General features: G+C 34.2%; 17 protein-coding genes. 11 read left to right on the top strand and 6 right to left on the bottom strand.

Annotated features, from left to right (window positions below; genetic code table 11):
- Positions 1 to 14 precede the first annotated feature (14 nt).
- The 11 genes from AC1EU5_RS02090 (at position 15) to AC1EU5_RS02040 (ending at position 17,406) form a co-directional block, all read left to right on the top strand.
- Positions 15 to 3,095 carry a SusC/RagA family TonB-linked outer membrane protein gene (locus AC1EU5_RS02090; protein WP_480190692.1) on the top strand — a complete coding sequence of 1,027 codons (3,081 nt, stop codon included), beginning with the start codon at positions 15 to 17 and terminating at the stop codon, positions 3,093 to 3,095.
- A gap of 21 nt (positions 3,096 to 3,116) precedes the next feature.
- Complete coding sequence (locus tag AC1EU5_RS02085; protein WP_480190691.1) at positions 3,117 to 4,733, top strand: SusD/RagB family nutrient-binding outer membrane lipoprotein; 1,617 nt, start codon at positions 3,117 to 3,119, stop codon at positions 4,731 to 4,733.
- A gap of 17 nt (positions 4,734 to 4,750) precedes the next feature.
- The gene (locus tag AC1EU5_RS02080; protein WP_480190690.1) at positions 4,751 to 5,257 is read left to right on the top strand and encodes a hypothetical protein; all 507 of its coding nucleotides are present in this window, start codon (positions 4,751 to 4,753) and stop codon (positions 5,255 to 5,257) included.
- Between the two features lie 130 nt (positions 5,258 to 5,387).
- Positions 5,388 to 7,022 (top strand): gamma-glutamyltransferase family protein, encoded by a 1,635-nt coding sequence (locus AC1EU5_RS02075; protein ID WP_480190689.1) that lies wholly within the window; start codon positions 5,388 to 5,390, stop codon positions 7,020 to 7,022.
- A 4-nt stretch (positions 7,023 to 7,026) separates the two neighbouring features.
- On the top strand, positions 7,027 to 8,022 hold the full coding sequence (locus tag AC1EU5_RS02070; protein WP_480190688.1) for an NAD(P)H-dependent amine dehydrogenase family protein: 996 nt from the start codon (positions 7,027 to 7,029) through the stop codon (positions 8,020 to 8,022).
- A 10-nt stretch (positions 8,023 to 8,032) separates the two neighbouring features.
- Positions 8,033 to 9,184 (top strand): M14 family metallopeptidase, encoded by a 1,152-nt coding sequence (locus AC1EU5_RS02065; protein WP_480190687.1) that lies wholly within the window; start codon positions 8,033 to 8,035, stop codon positions 9,182 to 9,184.
- Positions 9,181 to 10,737, top strand: a complete 1,557-nt coding sequence (locus AC1EU5_RS02060; RefSeq protein WP_480190686.1) for an N-acyl-D-amino-acid deacylase family protein — start codon at positions 9,181 to 9,183, stop codon at positions 10,735 to 10,737. Before AC1EU5_RS02065 ends, AC1EU5_RS02060 begins: the two co-directional genes overlap by 4 nt.
- Before the next feature lie 3 nt (positions 10,738 to 10,740).
- Positions 10,741 to 12,282, top strand: a complete 1,542-nt coding sequence (locus AC1EU5_RS02055; protein WP_480190685.1) for a glutamate racemase — start codon at positions 10,741 to 10,743, stop codon at positions 12,280 to 12,282.
- 5 nt (positions 12,283 to 12,287) lie between these two features.
- Complete coding sequence (locus AC1EU5_RS02050) at positions 12,288 to 13,592, top strand: fibronectin type III domain-containing protein (protein ID WP_480190684.1); 1,305 nt, start codon at positions 12,288 to 12,290, stop codon at positions 13,590 to 13,592.
- A 15-nt stretch (positions 13,593 to 13,607) separates the two neighbouring features.
- The gene (locus AC1EU5_RS02045; protein ID WP_480190683.1) at positions 13,608 to 14,915 is read left to right on the top strand and encodes a dicarboxylate/amino acid:cation symporter; all 1,308 of its coding nucleotides are present in this window, start codon (positions 13,608 to 13,610) and stop codon (positions 14,913 to 14,915) included.
- Between the two features lie 124 nt (positions 14,916 to 15,039).
- On the top strand, positions 15,040 to 17,406 hold the full coding sequence (locus AC1EU5_RS02040; RefSeq protein ID WP_480190682.1) for a sodium-translocating pyrophosphatase: 2,367 nt from the start codon (positions 15,040 to 15,042) through the stop codon (positions 17,404 to 17,406).
- A 77-nt stretch (positions 17,407 to 17,483) separates the two neighbouring features.
- Here AC1EU5_RS02040 and AC1EU5_RS02035 read toward each other — a convergent pair whose 3' ends face one another.
- From AC1EU5_RS02035 to AC1EU5_RS02010, 6 genes are all read right to left on the bottom strand, one after another.
- A complete protein-coding gene (locus AC1EU5_RS02035) occupies positions 17,484 to 17,939 on the bottom strand; it encodes a YHS domain-containing (seleno)protein (protein WP_480190681.1) in 456 nt (151 codons plus the stop codon).
- 68 nt (positions 17,940 to 18,007) lie between these two features.
- Positions 18,008 to 19,624 carry a glutamate synthase-related protein gene (locus AC1EU5_RS02030; RefSeq protein ID WP_480190680.1) on the bottom strand — a complete coding sequence of 539 codons (1,617 nt, stop codon included), beginning with the start codon at positions 19,622 to 19,624 and terminating at the stop codon, positions 18,008 to 18,010.
- 145 nt (positions 19,625 to 19,769) lie between these two features.
- Complete coding sequence (locus tag AC1EU5_RS02025; RefSeq protein WP_480190679.1) at positions 19,770 to 20,384, bottom strand: deoxynucleoside kinase; 615 nt, start codon at positions 20,382 to 20,384, stop codon at positions 19,770 to 19,772.
- A 45-nt stretch (positions 20,385 to 20,429) separates the two neighbouring features.
- Positions 20,430 to 21,170, bottom strand: a complete 741-nt coding sequence (locus AC1EU5_RS02020; RefSeq protein ID WP_480190678.1) for a hypothetical protein — start codon at positions 21,168 to 21,170, stop codon at positions 20,430 to 20,432.
- A gap of 86 nt (positions 21,171 to 21,256) precedes the next feature.
- Positions 21,257 to 21,937, bottom strand: coding sequence for a response regulator transcription factor (locus AC1EU5_RS02015; protein ID WP_480190677.1), 681 nt, complete (start codon positions 21,935 to 21,937; stop codon positions 21,257 to 21,259).
- On the bottom strand, positions 21,930 to 23,510 hold the full coding sequence (locus tag AC1EU5_RS02010; protein WP_480190676.1) for a sensor histidine kinase: 1,581 nt from the start codon (positions 23,508 to 23,510) through the stop codon (positions 21,930 to 21,932). Before AC1EU5_RS02010 ends, AC1EU5_RS02015 begins: the two co-directional genes overlap by 8 nt.
- Positions 23,511 to 23,626 lie beyond the last annotated feature (116 nt).

The following is a 23,626-nucleotide window of genomic DNA, read 5'->3' as shown; positions in this document are numbered from 1 at the left end:
AAACGCAATCAATTATGATTAGGAAACTATTTTTATGTTTTTGTGCCATACTGCTTTCAATTAGCTATACGAATGCACAAAAAGAAATTACTGGTACTGTGAGCGATGCTTCAGGTCCTTTACCAGGTGCTAATGTCTTTGTAAAAGGAACAACCACAGGAACAACCACAGACTTTGATGGTAATTACTCAATTACAGTACCTGATGATAATGCTACCTTGGTTTTCAGCTTTGTCGGCTATGCCACTAAAGAAGTTGTTGTGGCTGACCAAACAGCTATAAATGTAATTCTAGAAGAGGACTCTCAATCTTTAGAAGAAGTTGTAGTTACTGCTCAGGGTATTAAAAAATCTAAAAAAGCCCTAGGTTATGGAATTACTAAATTAGATGCAGATGAAGTAGAAAAACGACCAGAAGCAGATTTAGCTAAAACATTACAAGGTAAAATTGCTGGGGTAAATATTAGTACAGCAAATGGTCAAACAGGTTCAGATGCAAATATTAGTATTCGTGGTAATATATCTATCAACCAAGATAATTCTCCATTGATTGTGGTTAACAATGTTCCTTTCAATGGTCAATTGTCTGATATAGATCCAAACGATATTCAAAGTCTAAATGTTTTGAGAGGCTTTAATGCCGCTGTATTGTATGGTAGTGAAGGTAGAAATGGTGTAATTTTAATTCAAACTAAAAGCGGTAATGCTGCTTTGGGTGAAAGTAGGGTAACGGCTTCTTTTTCAACAACTGTTTATGCCAATTCTGTTTCACAACTACCAGATTATCAAAATTCATATGGGCAGGGACAAGAAGGCCGTTTTATTCCAACATTCTTATCTGTTTGGGGGCCTTCTTTCAACTCTATAGATGAAGTAGTGCATCCCTATGCCGGCTTAAGTGACATTTTTCCTGAATTTGAAGATGCAACTGTTCCCTATGTAGCGAAGCCAGACAATGTAGAGAACCTTTTTGATACTGGAATAGGAACTATTTATTCACTTTCTGTTTCGTCATCAAAGGAGAAAGTAGCCTTTAATCTGTCTGCAGGATATACTGCTGAAGAAGGAATTATTGGAAATAACGATTTAAAACGTTTTAATGTTGGAATTGGTGGTAATGCCCAGGTAACAGATAAGTTAAATTTAGCTGCTACTTTAAATTACTCAACACGTAAGGTTGATCGTATTCAATCGGGAGAAATTTTTAGACGTATATTTTATTTACCAAGGAATATAGACATTACTGAGCTTCCATTTCAAAATCCGGCAACGGGAGAGTCTGTTTATTATAGAAATGATACAAATCCTCTTTGGGTTTTGAATAATTCAGGAGTAAGTGATGACATCGTTCGTATTTTTGGTACACTTAATGGCACCTATCAGTTTAACGATAATTTTAATCTTGCCTACAGAGTTGGTGTTGATAGTGAACAGCTGGATACTTTTGATTACTCCAATAGGGGGGGAAACAATAATGATGTCTTTAGGACAGGTTATCTGAATCTGGATTATCAAAAGGAAGTTACGATAGATCAAACGCTAATATTGGGTTATAATAAAGATTTAACTGAAGATTTAAATTTAGAAGCTCAAGTTGGTGTGAATTCTAAATTAACAAAGTTAAAACGTATTTCTTCTGACTCACAAAACCAAATTGTATATGGGTTTTTAAGACCTAGCAATTATAGTACTTCACAAAGTAGTTTTTATGAGGAAGATATAAATATAGCGGGTGTTTTTGGTCAATTTCAATTTGCTTACAAAAATTATTTATACGCAACACTTTCCGGAAGAAATGACTGGGGAAGCACAGTCGAGAGTGATAATCAATCATTGTTCTATCCAGGTGCTTCACTATCCTTTGTTCCAACATCAGCATTTGAGGGTTTTAGAAGTGATTATATAAATTATTTAAAGTTTAGAGCGGCTTATGCCACATCTTCTGGTTTTCCAGAACCATTTAGAACTAGAAACACCTTAATTGTTGATGCGAATAGGTTTGCAACAGCAGACGGAACCTTACCTATTACAAATAGATTCGGTAGGGTTTTTGCCAATCCAGACCTGAAACCAGAGCTACACCGTGAATTTGAAATTGGGGTTGAAGCCAAGTTATTTAAAAACAGAGTTACTCTGGAAACTTCATTATACAAGCGTGTTTCAGAAGATCAGATTTTACAAGCACCATTAGCACCAAGTACAAGTTTTGAAACTAGGTTTGTGAATTTAGGTAGGGTAGACAATCAAGGAATAGAGATTGATTTAGGAATTGATTTAGTTAAGAATGAAAACTTCAACTGGAACTTACGAAATATTTTTACCGCAACTGAATCTGAGGTAATAGAAACCGTTGATGGAGCAATATTTAATATTGTAGCTGATAGGTTTGCGGTACCAGGACAACCTTTTGGTGTCATTATGGGCAACTATGCCTTAAGAGATGATCAGGGTAATTTGTTGTTGGATGGAGTTAACACCAGTGCAGCACAAGCTTTTGAAGTGCTAACAAGTGATGATCCTAGGTTACCCGATGCAGTTATAGGAGATCCCAATCCAGATTGGAGCTTAACAAATATCAATAGCTTAAGTTATAAAAATTTTACACTTTCAACACAAATCGAATATACACATGGTGGTGATATTCGATCGCAATCAGTTATAGATATGGTAGAGCGTGGTGTAACCAGAGATACAGAAAACAGAGAAGGCTCTTTTGTTATTCCAGGAGTTTTAGGTGACCCTAGTACAGGATTGCCATTACTAGACCCAAATGGTAATACCATTCCTAATACCATACAATTTAATGGATTAAGAACTGTATTCTCTAATTATTATAGGGCAGATGACCTGGCAGTATTTGATGCTTCTGTTTTCAGAATCAGAGAGGTATCTCTAGGGTATTCGTTTAAGAGAAAGGAAGGTCAAAAATTACCATTTAATCAAATTGACTTTACGTTGACTGGTAGGAATTTGTGGTATGTAGCACCAAATTTCCCTAAGCATGTGAACTATGATCCAGAAAATGATGGTGGTTTAGGTAGAAATAATGTTCCATCCACCAAAAGGTTTGCCTTAGGAATCTCGGCTACATTTTAAACAAAAATAAAAGTAAGAAGAATGAAAAAAATATTTAAATACTTAGGTTTAGGAATCATCACTTCCATGCTTTTTGTAGCATGTGAAGTAAATGATTTTGATTTGCAAGAAAATCCGAATCTTTTATCACCTGAAAGCTCTGATCCTGAATTCTTATTAAATGAAATGCAGTTTTTATTTGAGAATATCATGTCAGATTTATCTTTAAATACGGATGATGTGATGCGTTATGAAGCATTAACTAGCAGTTATAATAATGTTGTAGATGTAGATGTTCTAACTCTTGAATGGGAACGATATTATAGAGCTCTTAGATTATCTAATACTATAGAGTCTTTAGCGGTTAATGATGAAACATTATTATTTCAAAATGCGGTCAATAAATTGTTAATGGGTTATTTAACAGTCACTTTTGTAGATTATATTGGGGATATCCCTTATACTGAAGCAGCTAACCCTGAAGAATTTATAGCACCCAATGTTGATAGTGGTACAACTCTATACAATACTGTTCTTGCTGACATAGATCAAGCCATTACCGATATTAATGCTTCAACCTTCGTTGTGAATGATCTATTTTATGGCGGCGATAAAGATAAATGGATTGCTTTTGCCAATTCATTTAAACTTAGATTATTAGTTCAATCTCGTTTAGCAAGCTCATCTCTCAATATAGGTGATGTTACCACAGAAATAAATAATTTATTAGGGCAAGACTTAATTGATTCTAATGATGAAGATTTCGTTTTTTCATATGCTGCGGTAAATGAACCTGAAAGCAGATCCCCATATTACACCAGAGGATATATTAGTGGTTTTTCTCAATATATAGGAAACTATTTTATGTTTATGCTCAAAGACTCTAAGTCACTTCAGGATCCCAGAATACGCTATTACCTGTACCGTCAATCAGACGAAGATCCGTTTCAAGACCCCCCAGTATACTTACTTTGTCAGGATGACCCTACAGTAGATTTTTGTTATGTAGGCGATCAATATTGGGGTCTGGACCATGGTGAAGGTAGAACAGGTAGGGGTGATGACTTTTTACGAACAACATATGGCATTTATCCTGGCGGGGGGAAGTTTGATGAAGATGACTTTATCTCAGCTTCATCTTCCAGTTTACCAACAACCAATAATTTAATCGGGTCAGGAATATTTCCAGTACTTACATCTTCATATGTAAAGTTCTTATTAGCTGAATCGGCTTTAACATTAGGTACGAATGGAGATCCTGCTGCTCTACTAGAAGAAGCTATAAGAAGCTCAATGGATTTAGTTTTAAATTTTGGCGGTGTTTCTTCTTCATTTGAACCTACATCTACAGATGTAGATGATTATGTAAATGAAGTCATTGCTAATTACAATGCCGCAACTTCAGATGAAGAACGATTAGATATTATTATTACCGAGTATTATTTAGCATCTTTTGGAAACTCCATAGAATCCTATAATGCTTATAGAAGGACAGGATTCCCATCAAATATTCAAACACCTATTGGTGAAGACAATCCAGAGTTTCCAAGAAGTTTCCCTTATCCTAATGAGGCAGTAGTTTCAAATACCTCGTTGACTCAGAAGTTAAATACTGTGAAGGTATTTTGGGATACAAACCCTGATGGGTTTATTAATTAAATTTTAAAATCACAACAATGAAAAGAATTATAAAAATTTTAATCGTATTTCTGACAATTGTAGGATGTTCAAACGATGATAATCTGCTGGAAGATATCACTTTTAGAGGAGGGTATGCACAGTTTGAGGAGCTTCCAAATTTAAGCTTTAGTTTATCAGAGGTAAATACAGCTGTGATTTCAGCCCGGATTATAGATCCGAATAATAATATCACAAATTATTCGCTATCTGCCATTTATGAAGGATCTGCTACACATAATGTGCTAGAGATCACTTCATTTCCTGCAGATTTATCACTACCAGTTGCTGATGTGCTTAGTGCTATTGGTATCACCAGTGCAGATTTAACCGTTGATTCTGAAATTACGTTAGTTGCTACCATTACCACTCCAACGGGTGTGTTTTCAGGTTTATCTCCTGACTTTGATGACAATAATGTGAATCAAGGAGGTGATACAACTGTACGTTTAAAGCCTACTGCTTTAAATGATGCTGTTGAATTTGACATCACTTTTACGGAGTAGCTAAAGTGATATTTAATTTGACTAAGCTTTACAGCTTATGAAAATTAATATTCTATTGACCACTAAATTTTGTTTAAGCAAAGAGGTTGTTTAATTGCTTTTTAAGCAGCCTCTTCTTTCAGTCCTTCATATGAAAGCAATTGTTAACATTGCAGTACTATTGAATTTGTTTTTCATTGGCATATTAAACGCCCAGAAATCAAATGCAAATCTTATAGCTTCTGCAACACCTGAAGCAACGGAAGCGGGTGCTATGATTTTTGAAAAGGGAGGTAATGCAGCTGATGCGGCTGTAGCTATAACTTTTACATTAGGAGTTACAGAACCAGCTATGTCAGGTATTGGAGGCAGAACGATGTTATTGCTTTCTGCTCCGGACAAGGAACCCGTGGCTATAGGAGGTATTTCTCTAACACCTTCGGTGCTTGAAACAGATATAAAAAAGGATTCCCTAACATATTATAAGCAGGTATCAATTCCATCACAAGTTAAAGTGATGCATTATGTGTGGAAAAAATACGGAAGTGGCAAATTAACTTGGGCTGAATTATTACAGCCAGCTATTAATTATGCTGAAAACGGATTTATAGTCGGTATACACAGACATCATGTGTTTAAAAGATGGCAAGAACGATTCAAGAAAACCCCGTATCATAATCGTGAGTTATTAATTGAAGGGCAAATTCCAGCCATAGGAGATCTTGTGAAACAGCCAACATTAGCAAACACCTTAAAAAGGTTAGCAAAGCATGGAGCTGAGGATTTTTATAAAGGTGAAATAGCAAAGGAAATTGCTGCTGATTTTAAAACCAATGGAGGTTGGATAACCTATGATGACCTTGCAAATTTTCCAGAGCCTAAGGAACACAAACCATTACATATTACTTTTAGGGACTACGATGTGTATTCATTTGTTCCTCCTGGCGGTGGTTGGCAAGTACTTCAAACATTGAATTTGTTAGAAGAAGTTAAAACAGAAAAGATAGATGCGTATGATCACGAGAGAACTGTAGCTATAGCTAATGCTCTTAATCTTTGTCATAATGACCGACTTGAAAATGCTATTACCGATTATAAAAATTATGATAAAGAAATTAAGAAAAGACTCTCTAAAGAGTATACTCATAAACTCTTAAAATCAGTAGCTGACCCTCAACAAGAAGCTACAGATTCTAAAAGTAAAGAGGGAGAAACTACCCACTTTTCTGTGGTTGATAATGATGGAATGGCATTGAGTGTTACTTCAAGTATAGGAGCATATTTTGGCTCATTGACCTCCACAAAAAGTCTAGGATTCTTTTTCAATAGCTATCTCAAATCATTAATGGGATTTGGATTAGGAAAAAAACTTGAATCAAAGACCTTGATCCCTTCTTCTATGAGCCCTAGTTTGATTAGGAAAGATGGAAAAAATGTATTGATTATAGGAACTCCTGGAAGTAAGAGAATTGTCTCAACCATAGCCCAATTAATTCAATTATGGATTGATAGTGATATGGGAATTCAAGAAATAATAAAGCTCCCAAGAGTACATGCAATCAGAGGCAGTGTGTATCTGGAAGATGAAAAATTAAGCACCCAAACTATTCAGAAGATAAGAAGTAATGGATTTAAACTGGCTTTCCCTAATTATGATTTAACTAAATCAGGATTGAACGCATACTTTGGCGGAGTACATGCTATTGAATTTAAAAATGGTAAATGGAATGCAGCAGCTGACCCAAGAAGAGATGGTGTAAGTTGGAAAGAGAAAATTAAAAATTAAAGCAATGATTAACATTTTACAAATTGGCTTTGGGCCCCTTGGTGTTCAAATCGCCAAGTATATTTCAAAAAAGAAATCCGTCAAAACTGTGGCAGTAGTAGATATAGCTCCGAACTTTCATCAAAAAGCGTTAAAAGATTTTGATAACGATTTATCTGATTCAATAAAAATAGCAAGTACCATAGATGAAGCTATAGGAGATTTAACCAATCCACCTGATATTGCTATTATCACTACCGTTTCTAGTTTAGAAAAACTAATCCCGCAAGTTGAAGAGGTTGCCAAATGCGGTATTCCCGTAATTTCTACATGTGAAGAGCTTTCTTATCCTTGGGAAACACAACCAATGGCTAGTAAAAAGCTGGATAAAATTTGTAAGGAAAACAATATCGCTTGTCTAGGTACAGGTGTGAACCCGGGTTTTTTAATGGATTATCTACCTTCTGTAATGACTTCTATATGTAAAGATGTAGAATTAATTACTGTAGAGCGAATACAAGATGCTACACCTAGAAGAATACCATTTCAAAGAAAAATTGGTGCTGGGTTATCTATAGAAGCCTTTAAAGCAAAAGAAGAAGAGGGCACATTACGGCATGTTGGGTTACCAGAATCAGTCCATTTGCTTGCAAATAGTGTTGGTTTTAAACTAGACAAAGTAACAGAAGAACTTGGACCCGTAGTATCAGAAAAATTAATTCAAACCGAAGCTATTAAAGTTGAAAAAGGTGACGCAAGAGGTGTTGAACAAATAGCTTACGGTTATGTAAACGGAGATTGTAAAATCAAAATGCGTTTTAAAGCTGCCATTGGTGAACCTAAATCTTTTGATCGCATTTATATAAAGGGCACTCCCTCTTTCTCCTCAGAAATTGATGGTGGTGTAAATGGTGACATAGCCACCTGTGCCATTGCTATTAACAGTATTAAAAGTGTATTAAAAGCACATCCGGGTTTGCATACTATGGCAGACATTTCAGTACCAGGATATATAAATTAGATAATTATACTTGAAAATATATAATTTCATATTACTTACTTTATTAGTTTTTGCATCATGTTCAGAAAAAAAATCAAAAGATGAAGTTCTTTTTGATTCATCTTTTCCCGGTGCAAGATTAGATAGCGTTGTTTTTAAAGGAAATGACAAATATGTAGCGTATATCAATCCTGCGTTTGAACCCGTGAATAAAAGTCCTTGGTTTGCTTTTGGAATTAGTGCCGAAACTGAAAAAGAAATTGAAGTTGTACTTAACTATGGTAAATACAAACATCGTTACATACCAAAATTAAGCTCAGATAAAAAATCATGGAGAAAAATTACAGATTCAAATATTAAGATTGATACCACGTCTGGAACAGCTACTTTAAAACTATTTGTATCACCCAGCAAGCTTTATACAGCGGCCCAAGAACTGGAACCAAGTGAAAAAACCTATAAATGGTTAGACGATGTTCTAAAAATTCATCCTTTTTTAAAGAAAGGTATAGCTGGAAAAACAGCGTCTAAAAACAATAATTATGTTGTAACATCTAATGATAGCCTTAAAAAAGTTATTGTATTAATCGCTAGGCAACACCCACCAGAAATTCCTGGGGGCACAATAGGTTTTAAATCTTTTTATGAAGAATTATTGAGTGATTCAGAAACATCTGTTTCATTCAGATCTCATTATAATATTATCACTTTTCCGCTATTAAATCCTGACGGAGCAGATATGGGCAATTGGCGCCATAATGCAAATGGGGTTGATCTTAATAGGGATTGGGTTGATTTTACACAGCCAGAAACACAAATGGTAAAAGCTTATATAGAAAATAGAATAAAAGAAGGTGATAAAATGGAGTTTGCTGTAGATTTTCACACATCACATTCCGGACCTTATATGTTGGTACTAGATTCTGTTAATGAGATTAAAACAAAAGGAATCATACCCAAATGGATTCAAAATATAGAAAGTAACTCTCAATTTAAAGTAGAAGCAAGAAGGCGTAGTCAAGAATTACCTTATTGTTACAATTATTTTTTTAATCAGATTGAATGTGAGGCAGTTACTTATGAGGATGGTGATGAAATAGATCGAGATGTAATTAGAGCAAGAGCTAAAACCTACGCTCAAGAATTAATGAAAACAATGCTAACAATAGATTCAAAAAAATGAGTTTAAAAAGCATACTAAATCTAGTAGTTATCTCATTGATATTAGCTTCTTGTTCAAAGAAGAAAATAGAAGCAAACATTCTCATTAAAAATGGGACCATCTATAATGGCATAGACACAATTGCCAGTAGCGCTTCCATCGCCATTAAAGATGACAAAATTGTATTCATTGGAAATGCGAAAGAAATAGAAATATCAGCTAATAAAACTATTGATGCTTCAGGTTTGATTGTTTCTCCTGGATTTATTGATCCGCACACGCATGCTGATAGAGAATTAAAAAATGCAACTAAATCACATAATAAACCTTTTCTTTTTCAAGGAATAACTACAGTTGTAACAGGAAATGATGGAGATAGTTTTTATCCAACTTCTAAATACATCAAATTATATGAAACGCATGGTATTGGCACCAATGCCATTCCATTAGTCGGTCATGGAACTATCAGGGAACAAGTCATGGGTAAAAGTGATAAAAAGGCTAATGAAGAGGACATTGCTGAAATGCAAAAGTTGGTGCAACAAGAAATGGATGCCGGAGCCTTTGGAATCTCAACAGGGTTATTTTACGCACCAGGAAGTTATTCTAATACTGAAGAAGTCATTTCGTTGGCAAAAACCGTTTCTAAGAATAATGGTATTTATGATACGCACCTTAGGGATGAAAGCTCATATACTGTAGGATTAATTCCTGCTATACAAGAAGCGATTGAAATAGGACGACAGGCAAAATTACCCATTCATATTTCACATATAAAATGTTTAGGAGTTGATGTCTGGCAACAAAGTGACTCAATAATCAAGCTAGTAGAAAAAGTTCAGAAAGAGGGTATAGAGGTTACAGCAAATCAATATCCTTATGACGCCTCTGCAACCGGTTTAAAATCAGCAGTTGTACCCAGATGGGCAGAAAGCGGAGGAAAGGATTCGCTATTCATTCGTTATAATAACCCCAAACTAAAACAGCAAATTCTTGAAGAAACCAAGAAAAACATTTCGCGTCGTGGTGGGCCTGATAAATTATTATTGGTAAAAGCATCAGATTCAACTTTTGTAAACAAGAATTTATTAGAAGTTGCTGAACTACTTGAAACTTCACCTGAAGAAGCTGTATTTGAAGTTTTAAAAACAAGCTATGTTCGGGTTGCCTCATTTAATATGAATCCAGACGATATTTACAATTTTATGAAACAAGATTGGGTGGTAACTGGTTCAGATGGCAATACCGGGCATCCTCGTAAGTATGGATCATTTCCAAGAAAGTATCACAAGTATGTAAAGCAAGATAAAATAATCGATCTCGCCTCCTTTATTAATAATAGTACCTCTAAAACAGCAGAAATATTTAGAATTCCAAAAAGAGGAAAGTTAAAAGAAGGTTACTATGCAGATATTATCATATTCAATCCTAAAACCTTTAAAGACAAGGCGGACTATAAAGATGCCTTTCAATTAGCTGAAGGTCTAGAGTATAGCATTATTAACGGAAAACTTTCTGTAGAAAATGGAAATTTTACAGAACAATTGAATGGTAAGGTTATAACAAAAAAATAAATTATGAAACGATTTAATTTAAGTATCACAACTCTAGCGATTCTATTATTCATTGGGTGTAAACAAAATACTAAAAAGGATAAAGTTGCTGAAGTAGAAGCACATCAAGGTGACATTATTGAAACCATTATTAATGATGAAGACAGTTTTTATCATATTGATTTTATAAATTATCCCTCTGGTGACAATAGTCTGCCAATAGGTGTTTTTGATTCAGGTACTGGTGGGTTAACGGTATTAAAGGCCATTGTAAATTATGACGAAAACAATAACTCAACTTATGAAAGCGGACGAGATGGTACAATAGATTTTGACAAAGAATCATTTATTTATTTAGGAGATCAAGCCAACATGCCATATGGTAATTATTCGAAAGAAAATAAGGTTGATCTTTTAAATGAACACATCATAAAAGATGCTCAATTTTTATTGAGTAACAAATATTATTCTGATAAGAATGATGCTACTGTAAATACAGACAAACAACCTGTAAAAGCATTAGTTATTGCTTGTAATACCGCCACAGCATACGGTAAAGAATATATAGAAGAATTCTTACAAAAAGCCAATGCTAATATTAAAGTGATAGGTGTTATTGATGCTGGAGTAAGAGGAACTTTGCAATCCATTGAAAAAGATGAAAATGCTATTATTGGAGTACTGGCAACGGCCGGAACAGTGGCTTCCAAAGGTTATCACAACACCATCTTAAAAATGAAAAAGGAGTTAGGCTATAAAGGTAATATAGAAGTGTTTTCACAGGGCGGAATTGGTATTGCAGAAGCGGTTGATGAAGACCCTGATTATTTTGATAAGAATTTGAAAAAACCTAGAAAAACTTATAAAGGACCAGACCTAGAAGGCGATGTTAAAATAGACAAAACCTTATTTGATATTTATAATTTTGATTTTGATAATAGCAAAATGCTTTGTGATTCAGAAAAAGCAGATGACTGTTCAATACTTCAAATTAATGATGCGCAAAACTATGTACGCTACCATTTAGTGACTTTAATGGAACAAATCCGTAAGTCCGGCACAAAGAACAAATTAAAATCGTTGATCTTAGGTTGTACGCATTATCCCTATATGACTGAAGAAATTGATTTAATCTTAAAAGAATTATATAATTATAGAGGTAATGACGGAAAATACCTTTACAGAGATCTTATGGTTGAAAATGTTAAGTTGATAGACCCTGCTGTAGATACGGCTAAAGAATTACATGAACATTTAAAGGAAAAATCTTTATTTAACCCAAGTGGAAATATAAAAGATAGTGAATTCTACATAAGCGTGGCCAATAAGGATAATGAGAATAATAGAATAGATGAAAAAGGCCGTTTTCCTTATAATTATAAATATGGAAGAAATGCAGGAGAGATTCAAGAATATGTAAAAATAGTGCCTTTTAGCCGTCAGAATATCTCGTATGATATACTAACACGTTTTCAAAAACAAATTCCACATGTGTATCAGTTGATGCAGAATTTTAATAATACAAATTCTAAAACTAAACAGCTTTCTGAGAAAAGTAAAATATAAGAAACATGAAGTCAAATCTTATCATTTTATTGAGTCTCTCCTTATTTTTTTTAGTCAATTGTTCTTCTGGGGATGATACGCCTGATTCTACTCAAGATACAGAACCTCCATCTACACCTGTTAATCTTTCAGTCTTAGATATTTCAGAAACTTCGGTCAATTTATCATGGGGAGCATCAACAGATAATGTTGGTATACAAACCTATCTTATTTTTCAAAATGGCACTAATTTAGTTTCAAATACTTCTACTTCAAGAAACGTTTCTGGGCTGCAACCAAATACATCATATGCTTTTAAAGTTCAAGCAAAAGATGCTGCTGGTAATACCTCAGGGTTTAGTAATGAAGTAAACATTACAACTCTTGATGTAACTGCTGAGTTACAATTTGCCTCGGGTGATATAGAAAACTATCTTGGTAGTTTTATTGATAATGTGCCTGGTGATTCAGGAAATAACTATAGAGTTCCTTCTACAAATGATTTAAACACTTGGGAAGATGCTGTAAGTACTCTTTTATCAGATAATATAAATGAGGCAGTGCAAAAATCTTCTGAGGTTAATTATCAAATAACAGAATTTACAGATACGTCATTATCTCCCAATCAGATATTTTATGTTCTTGAAGAGAAAGACACTAAAACTAATTATTGGGGGACATACGTTTTTAGCAAAACACCAGAAAGAGAAACACTTGTGCTAATGGCGCCACATATTAAAAACGATATTAATACGGGTAAACAAGCTATATATTGTTTCAAAAACAATTTAGCCAAAGCTGTTTTTATAAGTGGCACGCATCGTTGTAATAATTCTAATACATCCTCTTGTTCTGGTACTACAAGCACGTGCAACTCGGGTTCTCAACCTTATCGTGTTTCAGATCTTGCCCATAATGCGCAAGCTGCTTTTCAAAAAACAACAGAAGTAGTATTTAATACAATTTCTAATTCAGTATTTATTCAGCTTCATGGTTTCGGAAAACAATCTACCGATCCCTATGTTATTTTAAGTAATGGTACTAGAGAAACACCTTCAACGGATTATGCTACCTTAATAAGAGATGCGCTATTAACAGAAGACAACTCTTTAACCTTCAAAATTGCACATTTAGATACTGATTGGACTCGTTTAATTGGATTTACAAACACCCAAGGACGATTTATTAATAATTCATCTGATGCTTGTTCTGTTTCTGCAACAAATACTTCAGGGCGATTTATACATGTGGAGCAAGAACGCACAAAATTAAGAGGCAATGAAACCGGATGGGCTAAAATGAGTAATGCGCTAAGTAACGTTTTTAACTAACCATATATAATAAAAATGAAAAAGCTAGCACTACATTGGAGAATACTATTAGGAATGCTTTTCGGAGTAATCTTAGGCTTAATAATGACAAACTTTGAGGGAGGAAAAGAACTGATTCAAGATTGGGTGAAGCCCTTTGGAAAAATATTCATTAACTCCTTAAAATTAATTGCTATACCCTTAATATTAGCTGCCTTAATAAAAGGTGTTTCTGATTTGAAGGATATCTCTAAACTCTCTAAAATGGGAGGTAGAACTATTGGTATCTATATTTCTACAACTATAATTGCTGTATCTATAGGTTTATTATTGGTAAATATTGTAAAGCCTGGCAATTCTATTACAGAAGATACCAGAACAGAAATGGTTGGAAACTATACCGATAGTACTACTCAATATAAAGAAACAGCCAGAACACAGAAAGAAGCAGGGCCCTTGAAGCCTCTTGAAGATTTAGTGCCTGATAATATTTTTGCTTCTGCCACCAGCAATAGAAATATGCTACAAGTGATATTCTTTTCTGTCTTTTTTGGAATAGGTCTGATTTTAATTCCCGAAGAGAAGGGAAAAACAGTGAAGCATTTTTTTGATGGGTTTAATGAGGTCATTCTAAAAATGGTTGATCTTATTATGCTAGCAGCACCTTATGGTGTTTTTGCCTTGTTAGCAGCTTTAGTAGTAGAATCACCAAGTGTAGATTTGTTTAAAGCGCTGGGTTGGTATGCACTCACTGTCGTACTTGGATTACTTTTAATGATTGTTATCTACACCTCTCTTGTTTTTATATTTACAGGTAGAAAACCACGTTTTTTCATCAATGGTATTTCCCCTGCACAACTATTAGCTTTTTCTACAAGCTCAAGTGCAGCAACATTACCTGTTACCATGGAACGAGTGACTGAGCATTTAGGAGTTGAGGAGGAAGCTGCGAGTTTTGTGTTACCAATTGGGGCTACTATTAATATGGATGGTACGAGTTTATATCAAGCTGTAGCAGCAGTTTTTATTGCACAGACTTTTGGGATGGACCTTTCTTTTTCAACACAATTGGGAATTATTGCAACAGCAACCTTAGCTTCAATAGGATCGGCTGCGGTGCCGGGAGCTGGAATGGTTATGCTGGTAGGTGTATTGGGGTATGCCGGTATTCCTGAAGCGGGTCTTGCTTTGATATTTGCTGTAGACCGTCCTTTAGATATGTGTAGAACTTCCGTTAATGTTACAGGTGATGCCGCTGTTTCAATGCTTGTTGCTAAGTCTATTGGTAAATTAGGTGCGCCTAAAGTGAAAAATTGGGATGATAATTATAAAGTAGTCGAATAAGAAAAAACTATTAACTTTATCTACCTAAACCAAGTTTTTACTTGGTTTTTTTATTTTTTAATCGTGTCAATTTCATTACTTTTGCACGGCTTAAAACAAAAGTTAACTTAATTAAAATTATAGAATGGAATCAAATATGATCTTTATACCTATTGCATTGGCAATTTTAGGGTTGTTATTTATGTTCGTGAAAATGTCTTGGGTGAAAAAGCAGGCTGCAGGAAGCGAAAAAATGCAAGGTATTTCTAAAGCGATAAAAGAAGGAGCGTTGGCGTTTTTGAATGCAGAATATCGCTTACTTTTAATATTTGTTGTAATTGCTTCTGCCGCTCTTTTCGGCATTTCTCAGATTGTAGATACAACTAGCTGGATGATCGTTCCCGCATTTATATTTGGAGCTTTCTTTTCCGCTTTAGCAGGAAACATAGGAATGCGTGTGGCTACTGAAGCTAACGCAAGAACTGCTGAAGCTGCAAAAACCAGCTTACCGCAAGCTTTACAAGTATCGTTTGGTGGTGGTACTGTTATGGGATTAGGTGTTGCAGGTCTTGCAGTATTAGGATTAAGTTTATTCTTCTTATTCTTCACCAATCAATTTATGGGCGCCGAAGGATCATTCTATAATAATATGACTGTCGTGTTAGAAGCATTAGCAGGATTCTCTTTAGGAGCTGAATCTATTGCTTTATTTGCCCGTGTAGGCGGTGGTATTTATACTAAAGCTGCTGATGTTGGTGCTGATTTAGTTGGTAAAGTAGAAGCAGGAATTCCTGAAGATGACCCTCGTAATCCGGCTACAATTGCTGATAATGTAGGTGATAATGTGGGTGATGTTGCGGGTATGGGTGCTGACCTTTTTGGCTCCTATGTAGCCACTGTTTTAGCAGCTATGGTTTTAGGTAATTACGTGATTAGAGATATGTCTTCTGTTACACCTTTTACAGATGCATTCAATAACATGGGACCTATTTTATTACCATTGGTTATTGCTGGTGTTGGTATTTTAGCATCAATCATTGGAACCTTCTTAGTAAGAATTTCAAATAATGATGCTAAAGAAGCACAAGTACAAAAAGCATTAGATATGGGTAACTGGGTAGCTATCATTATTACACTGGCTGCTAGTTATTTCTTAATAGATTATATGTTACCGGAAACCATGACTATGAATTTTTTCGGTGAAGGTGCTAAAGAAGTCTCTTCTATGAACGTATTCTGGTCTGCATGTATTGGTTTAGCAGTAGGTGCACTTATTTCTATGGTTACTGCTTACTACACTAGTTTAGGTAAAAAACCGGTATTAGATATTGTTCAAAATAGTTCAACAGGTGCTGCCACTAATATTATAGCTGGTCTTGCTGTAGGTATGAAATCTACATTTTCATCAGTAATCTTATTTGCTGCAGCCATTTTTGGTTCATATGCATTAGCAGGATTTTATGGCGTAGCATTAGCTGCTTCAGCAATGATGGCAACTACAGCTATGCAATTAGCAATAGATGCTTTTGGTCCTATTGCTGATAATGCAGGTGGTGTAGCTGAAATGAGTGAATTAGAGCCTCATGTGCGCGAGCGCACTGATATTTTAGATTCAGTAGGTAATACCACAGCCGCAGTCGGTAAAGGATTTGCAATTGCTTCTGCTGCTTTAACAGCACTAGCATTATTTGCTGCCTATGTTACCTTTACGGGAATTGATGGAATTAATATTTTTAAGGCTGATGTACTAGCAATGTTATTTGTTGGAGGGATGATACCAGTAGTATTTTCTGCTTTGGCAATGCAATCTGTTGGTAAAGCTGCCATGGAAATGGTTGAAGAAGTTCGCCGTCAGTTTAGAGAAATTCCTGGTATTATGGAAGGTAAAGGTACTCCTGAATATGCCAAGTGTGTTGATATTTCTACAAAAGCAGCACTAAAAGAAATGATATTACCTGGTTTAATTACTATTATCACTCCAATTATTATTGGATTGGTATTTGGTGCTGAACCATTAGGTGGTTATATGGCAGGTGTTTGTGTGAGTGGTGTGATGTGGGCCATCTTCCAAAACAATGCTGGAGGTGCTTGGGATAATGCTAAAAAATCTTTTGAAGCAGGAGTAGAAATTAATGGAGAAATGACTTATAAGGGTTCTGATGCTCATAAAGCTGCTGTAACAGGAGATACTGTTGGAGATCCGTTCAAAGATACTTCAGGTCCTTCTATGAATATTTTAATCAAACTTACTTGTTTAGTAGGATTGGTAATTGCGCCAATTTTAGGAGGTCACACTACTGAAGAAGCTCATGCTTCAACTGAGGTGGTTGTGAATGAAGTGGTTGCCGCTAACACTGCATCAAATACTGAAATGAAAGTATTGGTAAAGAAAGAAAACGGCAAAAAGAATGCTACAGTTATCACAACTACAGAAGTAGATGGTAAAAAAGAAGTAACTGTAAAAACAGTTGAAGGTGATGAAGTTGACGAATTATTAGCTAAACACGAATAGTAAAAACTCTTAAGTTTATAAACGAAAAAGCGAGCATGACTGTTCGCTTTTTTTATTTATATAATACTAGAAAGTAACTAGGATTTATATTTTATCTTATTCCAATTAGAATCTGCTTTTAAAACCAATTTATTTGGCATTTCTTCTAACCAGCTTTCAAAAGTATTAGTGAAAAACTTATTATAGAACAGGTAAAGTTTCCCATTTCTAATTTCAAATGTTTTGGGGTTTATGATCACCTTCTCCCCCTTGTCTGCCATGGCATAAGCACACCACCCACCATATTGAGGTACATACTTTGCCGGATTCGCTTTAAACTTTTCTAAATTGGTTTTTGAAGAAAATCTATACTTCGCATTATCAAACGTAAATGTAAAATCCTTCTTCCCTTTAATAGCCTTGTTCGAAAAATAGGCTACAACATCATAACCGTTGGCAACAAATCCAGTTTCTTTATTATAATCTACTTGTTGACCGTTACTAGCTATATATGAAAGGAAAAATAGGCTAAAAAGTATAAGTGTTTTATTCATAATATTATTTGTTTAAAAACTTTGACGGTTCATCTAAATTAATATTACAAATAAAAATTACCTTTTAACTATAGAGTTACTCCTGCATAATTAATTCCTGATAATTGATGCATTTCAAAGTCAAAGGTTGATAAATCATTATGATTGAATTTAGAAATGTCATTATAACCACATGATCTTGCAATCACTTTAATCAGATCGTTAGTGGCTGTAAAGAAATTATAAAGCTGTTTTGCAGATGAATCAATAATCAATCTACTTCGTAAAGATTCTTTTTGAGTGGCTATTCCTACCGGGCAATTATTGGTTCCACAAGCACGCATACCTAAACAGCCAATAGCTTGTATAGCTGAATTTGATACCGCAATAGCATCGGCACCAAGCATCATTGCTTTTGCAAAGTCTTCAGCAATGCGCAAACCACCGGTAATTACCAGTGTAATATCTTGCGCTCCGACTTTATCTAAATATCTTCTTGCTCTAGCTAAAGCTGGAATGGTGGGTACATTAATATTATCTCTTAAAATAGTAGGAGCTAAACCTGTTCCTCCACCTCGTCCATCTAAGATGATGTAATCTACACCAACATCTAATGCAAATTGAATGTCTTTTTCTATATGACTGGCAGCAATTTTAAAACCAATGGGAATTCCACCAGTGCGCTCTCGCACTTTTTCGGAAAAATCTTTAAAATCTTGTACATTTTTAAAATTAGGATTTGCAGCAGGTGAAATCGCAGCTTCTCCTTCTTTAAGCCCTCGAACTTCTGCTATTTCTGCACTTACTTTATTACCTGGTAAATGGCCGCCAGTTCCTGTTTTTGCTCCTTGTCCTCCTTTAAAATGAAAGGCCTGAACATTATCTAATTTATCCCAAGAAAAACCAAATTGTGCCGATGCTAATTCATAAAAATATCTTGAATTATTTGCTTGTTCCTGAGGTAACATGCCTCCTTCACCAGAGCAAATTCCTGTACCTGCCAACTCTGCTCCTTTAGACAATGCTATTTTGGCTTCACGCGAAAGCGCACCAAAACTCATATCAGAAACAAATAAAGGGATATCAAGTTCTAAAGGTCTTTTAGCATTTGGGCCTATCACCACTTTAGTAGCCACTTCTTCATGATCCAATAAAGGCAAGGTTGCCAATTGGGCAGGTAAAAATTGAATATCACTCCACTTGGGCAACGTATTTCTATCTACACCCATAGAGGCAGAAAACCCATGATGACCCAGATTCTTTAATCCGTTTTTCGCAAGCTCTTTTATATAGCCTATATAAGGTTCAGTATCTTCAGGATGTGTGTCGGCATAGGTTCCTAAATATTCATCACGATGAAAAGGTTGTGGGTGTTCCTCTTCAAAAGCTTCAATTTCTGACGTATCAATTAATAATGCATCACCATCAATATATTCCTGAAATTTATGAAGCTGTTCATCATTATTATACTCACTGATTCCCGTATCGTATCGATAATCCCATCCATGAACACCACAAATCAAGTTATTCCCATCTATATGACCATCTGCTAATAAAGCTCCTCTATGGTGACAGCGGCCGTACAAAACAGAAATACCTGTTTCATGTTTAATAATTACTAAATCTGTGCTTTTAACTAATGCGTATGAAGGTTGCTTATCTCGAAGATCAGAAATCTTGGCAATTTCAATTTTGGTAGTTGACATAAAAAGTTGTTTGGTTAGAAAAGTGAACTTCTAATTTACAACTTTAAGTCGGAAAAAATAATATCTATTACAAGCCTAATAAAGATACATAGTTTTTTAAAAAAGGTTATAGGAGAAATTTAGCTAAATTGTTAGGTAATTAAATTTAAAATAATCCATGAATCTGAGCATCTATTTTATCAATTACAGAGCCTAAATCTTCAGGCTTGTCAACAAAATCTAGATTATCAACGTCAATAATCAATAATTTACCTTTGGTATACGTTGAAATCCAAGCTTCATAGCGCTCATTTAATCTACTTAAATAATCAATGCTTATTGAGTTTTCATAGTCTCTGCCGCGCTTATGAATTTGGCCTACCAATGTCTGAATGTTGGCGCGTAGGTAGATCAATAAGTCTGGTGGTGCTACTAACTTTTCCATTAATTCAAATAATGAAGAGTAGTTACTGAAATCACGATTTGTCATAAGGCCCATAGCATGTAAGTTGGGGGCAAAAATATGAGCATCTTCGTAGATGGTTCTATCTTGAATGATATTCTTTCCACTCTCTCTTATTTCAAGTATTTGACGAAAACGGCTGTTTAAAAAGAAGATCTGAAGATTAAAAGACCAGCGTTCCATTTCGGAATAAAAATCATCTAGATATGGGTTCTCTTCTACCGACTCAAAATGAGGCCTCCACTTATAATGTTTTGCTAAAAGTTTGGTCAAAGTAGTTTTTCCGGCACCTATATTGCCGGCAATTGCAACATGCATTTGTTCAGTTTTTGTTTGTTAGTTTTTGAGAGCTTAAAGGTAAAATTATTTTTTTAAAAGAGCATATTTATAAACCTCATTAACATCAAAAAAGTAGAGGTGCTCTTTTATTGCAAAAAAATCGTTTGTTTTATGACGTATTTCACTTACATCTATTTGAAAATCAGTTTCATTTGTTATATAATAAAAGTCTTCCTCCGCTTTAGCTAACACTCCATTTTGATAACTTACCACCTTTTCAATACCCTTTTTATTATATAGCTTCATGAAGCTACCAAACTCATTAAATTGTAATAATCCTTTTTCTGAAACCAACCAACAATACTCATAATTACTCACCTGTTTTTCAGCTTCAAAATCGTCAGTATAAAATGTTAAGGGTTGCGATTCAAAAATGGTTTTTCTCAATTCGTAATCCCATAAAGAAAGTATATTATCATCTAAACTATACAGCCATAGGTTATTGTTAGATGAAACCGTTGCTAAAGCTACATTTTTACCAAAAGACACTTCTGATAAGTTAATAATGTCCGTCAATTCATTCAGCCTGTTATCTAAAATAACGATAGAGTTAAAATTCTGATAAAAAACCAGAATTTTCATTGGGTTTGTAACGTCAACTCTTGTGATAATCCCCAATTGAGTATTGGTATATACATAGGTATCTGAAGTTGTTTTTTTATATAGTGTATTGTCCTTGGTATAGTAGTAATTTTCAAAACTATCAACGCCAATAAACTCATTGGCTTTAACTGAAATAGAGTCTATAATTTTTAGTGTGATCACTTCTTGTGAAAGTAATGCTTGACTCGAGTAAAAAAGGAAAAAGAATAGTAGCAATCTCACAAAAGGCAAAATACTAAATTATTTGCTTAATAAATCAATTTATAGCCATAACCTCTAACGTTAACGATTCGTATATTACTATCCTTTTTAAGTTTTCTACGCAGTTTAGTTATAAAAACATCCATACTACGGGCATTGAAAAAATCGTCATTCCCCCATAACTTATTAAGAATAAACGCTCTATCTAACACCTCATTTTTTTTCTGACTGAGGTGCAACAACAATTCTGATTCGCGATGAGTTAATAACTCTAACTCTTCGTTAAAGTATAATGTCTGTTTTTTATAATTAAACTGATAAGCGCCTATTTTAATATTTGAAAGGTCTTGTTTCAAGTTAATACGATCTAGTAATGAACTAATACGAATGATCAACTCTTCCATAGAAAATGGTTTTTTTAAATAATCATTTCCACCATGATTAAAACCATCTACTACATCTTTAGTTTGTGACTTAGCTGTTAGAAAAATAATAGGAATGATAGGGTTCTCTTCCCTAATTTCTTTTGCTAATGAGAATCCATCTTTCTTAGGCATCATAACATCTAGCACTAAAATATCGGGTATTTCTTTTTTGTAAGCTTGTAAGGCTTCTTCACCATTTGTTGCTAAGAAGACTTCAAAATTTCGAGTTTCTAGGCTTTCCTTAATTATTTGCCCAAGACTAGGTTCATCTTCAGCCAAGATAATTTTTACAAAATCACTCATTTGGCAAAGAGATTTTAAAAGAGGTATTCTTTGAATTAGAATTTAAATCAATAGAACCACCATGCTTTTCAACAATCTTTTTAGTATAATACAGCCCAATACCAAATCCTTTAACATCATGTGTGTTTCCTTTTGGAATTCTATAAAACTTATCAAAAATCTTTTCACGCTGTTGTTTGTCTATACCTGCTCCATTATCTGCTACAGTTATTTCTAAAGTATTCAAAATAGATGTAATGGTAACTTGAATGTCATTACCACCGTATTTTAAGGCATTGTCAATAAGGTTTGAAATGGCATTTTCAAAATGAAAAGGATCAATTTCGATATTTAGAGCAGACACATTTGCTGAGAACTGCATATTCTTTTCGTTAGCAACTAGTTTATGTTTCTGTACAATTTTTTCAGTTAAACCAATAATATCTTGGGTTTCTTTGTTAAGCAATAATTTCTCACTATCTAAGGTGGCAGTCTCCAATAGTTTTTCAACCATGCCATGTAATTTTTTTAATTGCGCTGAAGATATATTAAGATACTTTTTCGTTTTTTCTTTATCATCTACCACATTAAAACTTTCAAGTGCTTCTACAGCAGTAGACACTGTAGCTATAGGCGTTTTAAATTCATGAGTAATATTACTGATCAAGTCATTTTTTATTTTAGCTAACTCTTTTTGCTGATTGATGATCTTTAATAAATAGAATAAGCTTGATATCACAGCAATAGATAATAAAAGGGAAAGCAAAATACCTGTTAAACTTCGTTTAAAGGCTTCATAAGTAGGATTACTATATAGAAGTGTAAATTGTTCACCCGGTTTTAAATATGTTGATTTTGCAGTGCTAGAAAGGTCAAACTCTGGTTGCAAAGCCATCTTAGAGGTGTAAAAAAGAGTATCTGCCTTTTTATGATTAAAATAGAAGGATGTAGAGATACTTTTATTTCTTAATTCTTTTTTTAATATTGAATCTAGTTTATGATGATCTAAAGAATCGTTTTCAAGTGCGACAAAAATAGTTCTTAAACCAGTAATTAGTTTTAGACTATCAGTAGCTTTCTTTCCCTTATAGACCTTTACATCAGTAACACCTTTTTCCGTATCAAAATGAAGCCCTGTTTTACCATCTTTTGAAAATTGAGTAAATTTTTTAATTCTAGAAAAAGAATGCCCAGAAGTATCCTTCATACTTCTTCTTAGTCTATCTTCTACTCCCTTAAAAAGGGAATCAATTCCTTTAAAATCAGTTTCGGTATCTGTGTTGATTTCTAAAGTTGAAATTTCAACATCTGTTGCATCATTTTGATTACGTTTAAAAACGGAATTAACAGTACTTTTTCTATTAGAGCTAGTACCCATTATAGTATCAGATTCAACAATTGCTAAAAAATTCTTTTTAGAAAGATCAGCAAAATACTGTTCTAAGGCATTATCTAAACTTAACTGAATTTCATTTTGAACACGTTTCTGATTAAGCTGAAAGTTTTTATAATTCCAATACAATTGCACAGCAATAGTTGCAATAATTGTTGCTGCGATTAGATAAAGAATCCAATTGTATTTTTTGGTGTTCATGGGTCAAATATAGCCAGTATAAACTATAAAAATGACTGCTTAACACTCGTTAACACTCATTAACCTAAAAGGTGTTTTTCATAATTCATATTTGCAGTATAAAATAAACTTTAAAC

It is taken from the genome of Maritimimonas sp. 2405UD52-3, from assembly GCF_056591715.1.
Note: the sequence above shows the minus strand (reverse complement) of the source record. Positions and strands in the feature narration are given on the sequence as shown.

What these genes read in the sequence shown, in the direction of transcription:
- AC1EU5_RS02060 (WP_480190686.1), top strand. Translation starts at nt 9,181, where the DNA reads ATGAGTTTAAAAAGCATACTAAATCTAGTAGTTATCTCATTGATATTA.
- AC1EU5_RS02015 (WP_480190677.1), bottom strand. Translation starts at nt 21,937, where the DNA reads ATGAGTGATTTTGTAAAAATTATCTTGGCTGAAGATGAACCTAGTCTT.
- AC1EU5_RS02045 (WP_480190683.1), top strand. Translation starts at nt 13,608, where the DNA reads ATGAAAAAGCTAGCACTACATTGGAGAATACTATTAGGAATGCTTTTC.
- AC1EU5_RS02010 (WP_480190676.1), bottom strand. Translation starts at nt 23,510, where the DNA reads ATGAACACCAAAAAATACAATTGGATTCTTTATCTAATCGCAGCAACA.
- AC1EU5_RS02070 (WP_480190688.1), top strand. Translation starts at nt 7,027, where the DNA reads ATGATTAACATTTTACAAATTGGCTTTGGGCCCCTTGGTGTTCAAATC.
- AC1EU5_RS02075 (WP_480190689.1), top strand. Translation starts at nt 5,388, where the DNA reads ATGAAAGCAATTGTTAACATTGCAGTACTATTGAATTTGTTTTTCATT.
- AC1EU5_RS02030 (WP_480190680.1), bottom strand. Translation starts at nt 19,624, where the DNA reads ATGTCAACTACCAAAATTGAAATTGCCAAGATTTCTGATCTTCGAGAT.
- AC1EU5_RS02050 (WP_480190684.1), top strand. Translation starts at nt 12,288, where the DNA reads ATGAAGTCAAATCTTATCATTTTATTGAGTCTCTCCTTATTTTTTTTA.
- AC1EU5_RS02055 (WP_480190685.1), top strand. Translation starts at nt 10,741, where the DNA reads ATGAAACGATTTAATTTAAGTATCACAACTCTAGCGATTCTATTATTC.
- AC1EU5_RS02040 (WP_480190682.1), top strand. Translation starts at nt 15,040, where the DNA reads ATGGAATCAAATATGATCTTTATACCTATTGCATTGGCAATTTTAGGG.
- AC1EU5_RS02035 (WP_480190681.1), bottom strand. Translation starts at nt 17,939, where the DNA reads ATGAATAAAACACTTATACTTTTTAGCCTATTTTTCCTTTCATATATA.
- AC1EU5_RS02025 (WP_480190679.1), bottom strand. Translation starts at nt 20,384, where the DNA reads ATGCATGTTGCAATTGCCGGCAATATAGGTGCCGGAAAAACTACTTTG.
- AC1EU5_RS02080 (WP_480190690.1), top strand. Translation starts at nt 4,751, where the DNA reads ATGAAAAGAATTATAAAAATTTTAATCGTATTTCTGACAATTGTAGGA.
- AC1EU5_RS02090 (WP_480190692.1), top strand. Translation starts at nt 15, where the DNA reads ATGATTAGGAAACTATTTTTATGTTTTTGTGCCATACTGCTTTCAATT.
- AC1EU5_RS02085 (WP_480190691.1), top strand. Translation starts at nt 3,117, where the DNA reads ATGAAAAAAATATTTAAATACTTAGGTTTAGGAATCATCACTTCCATG.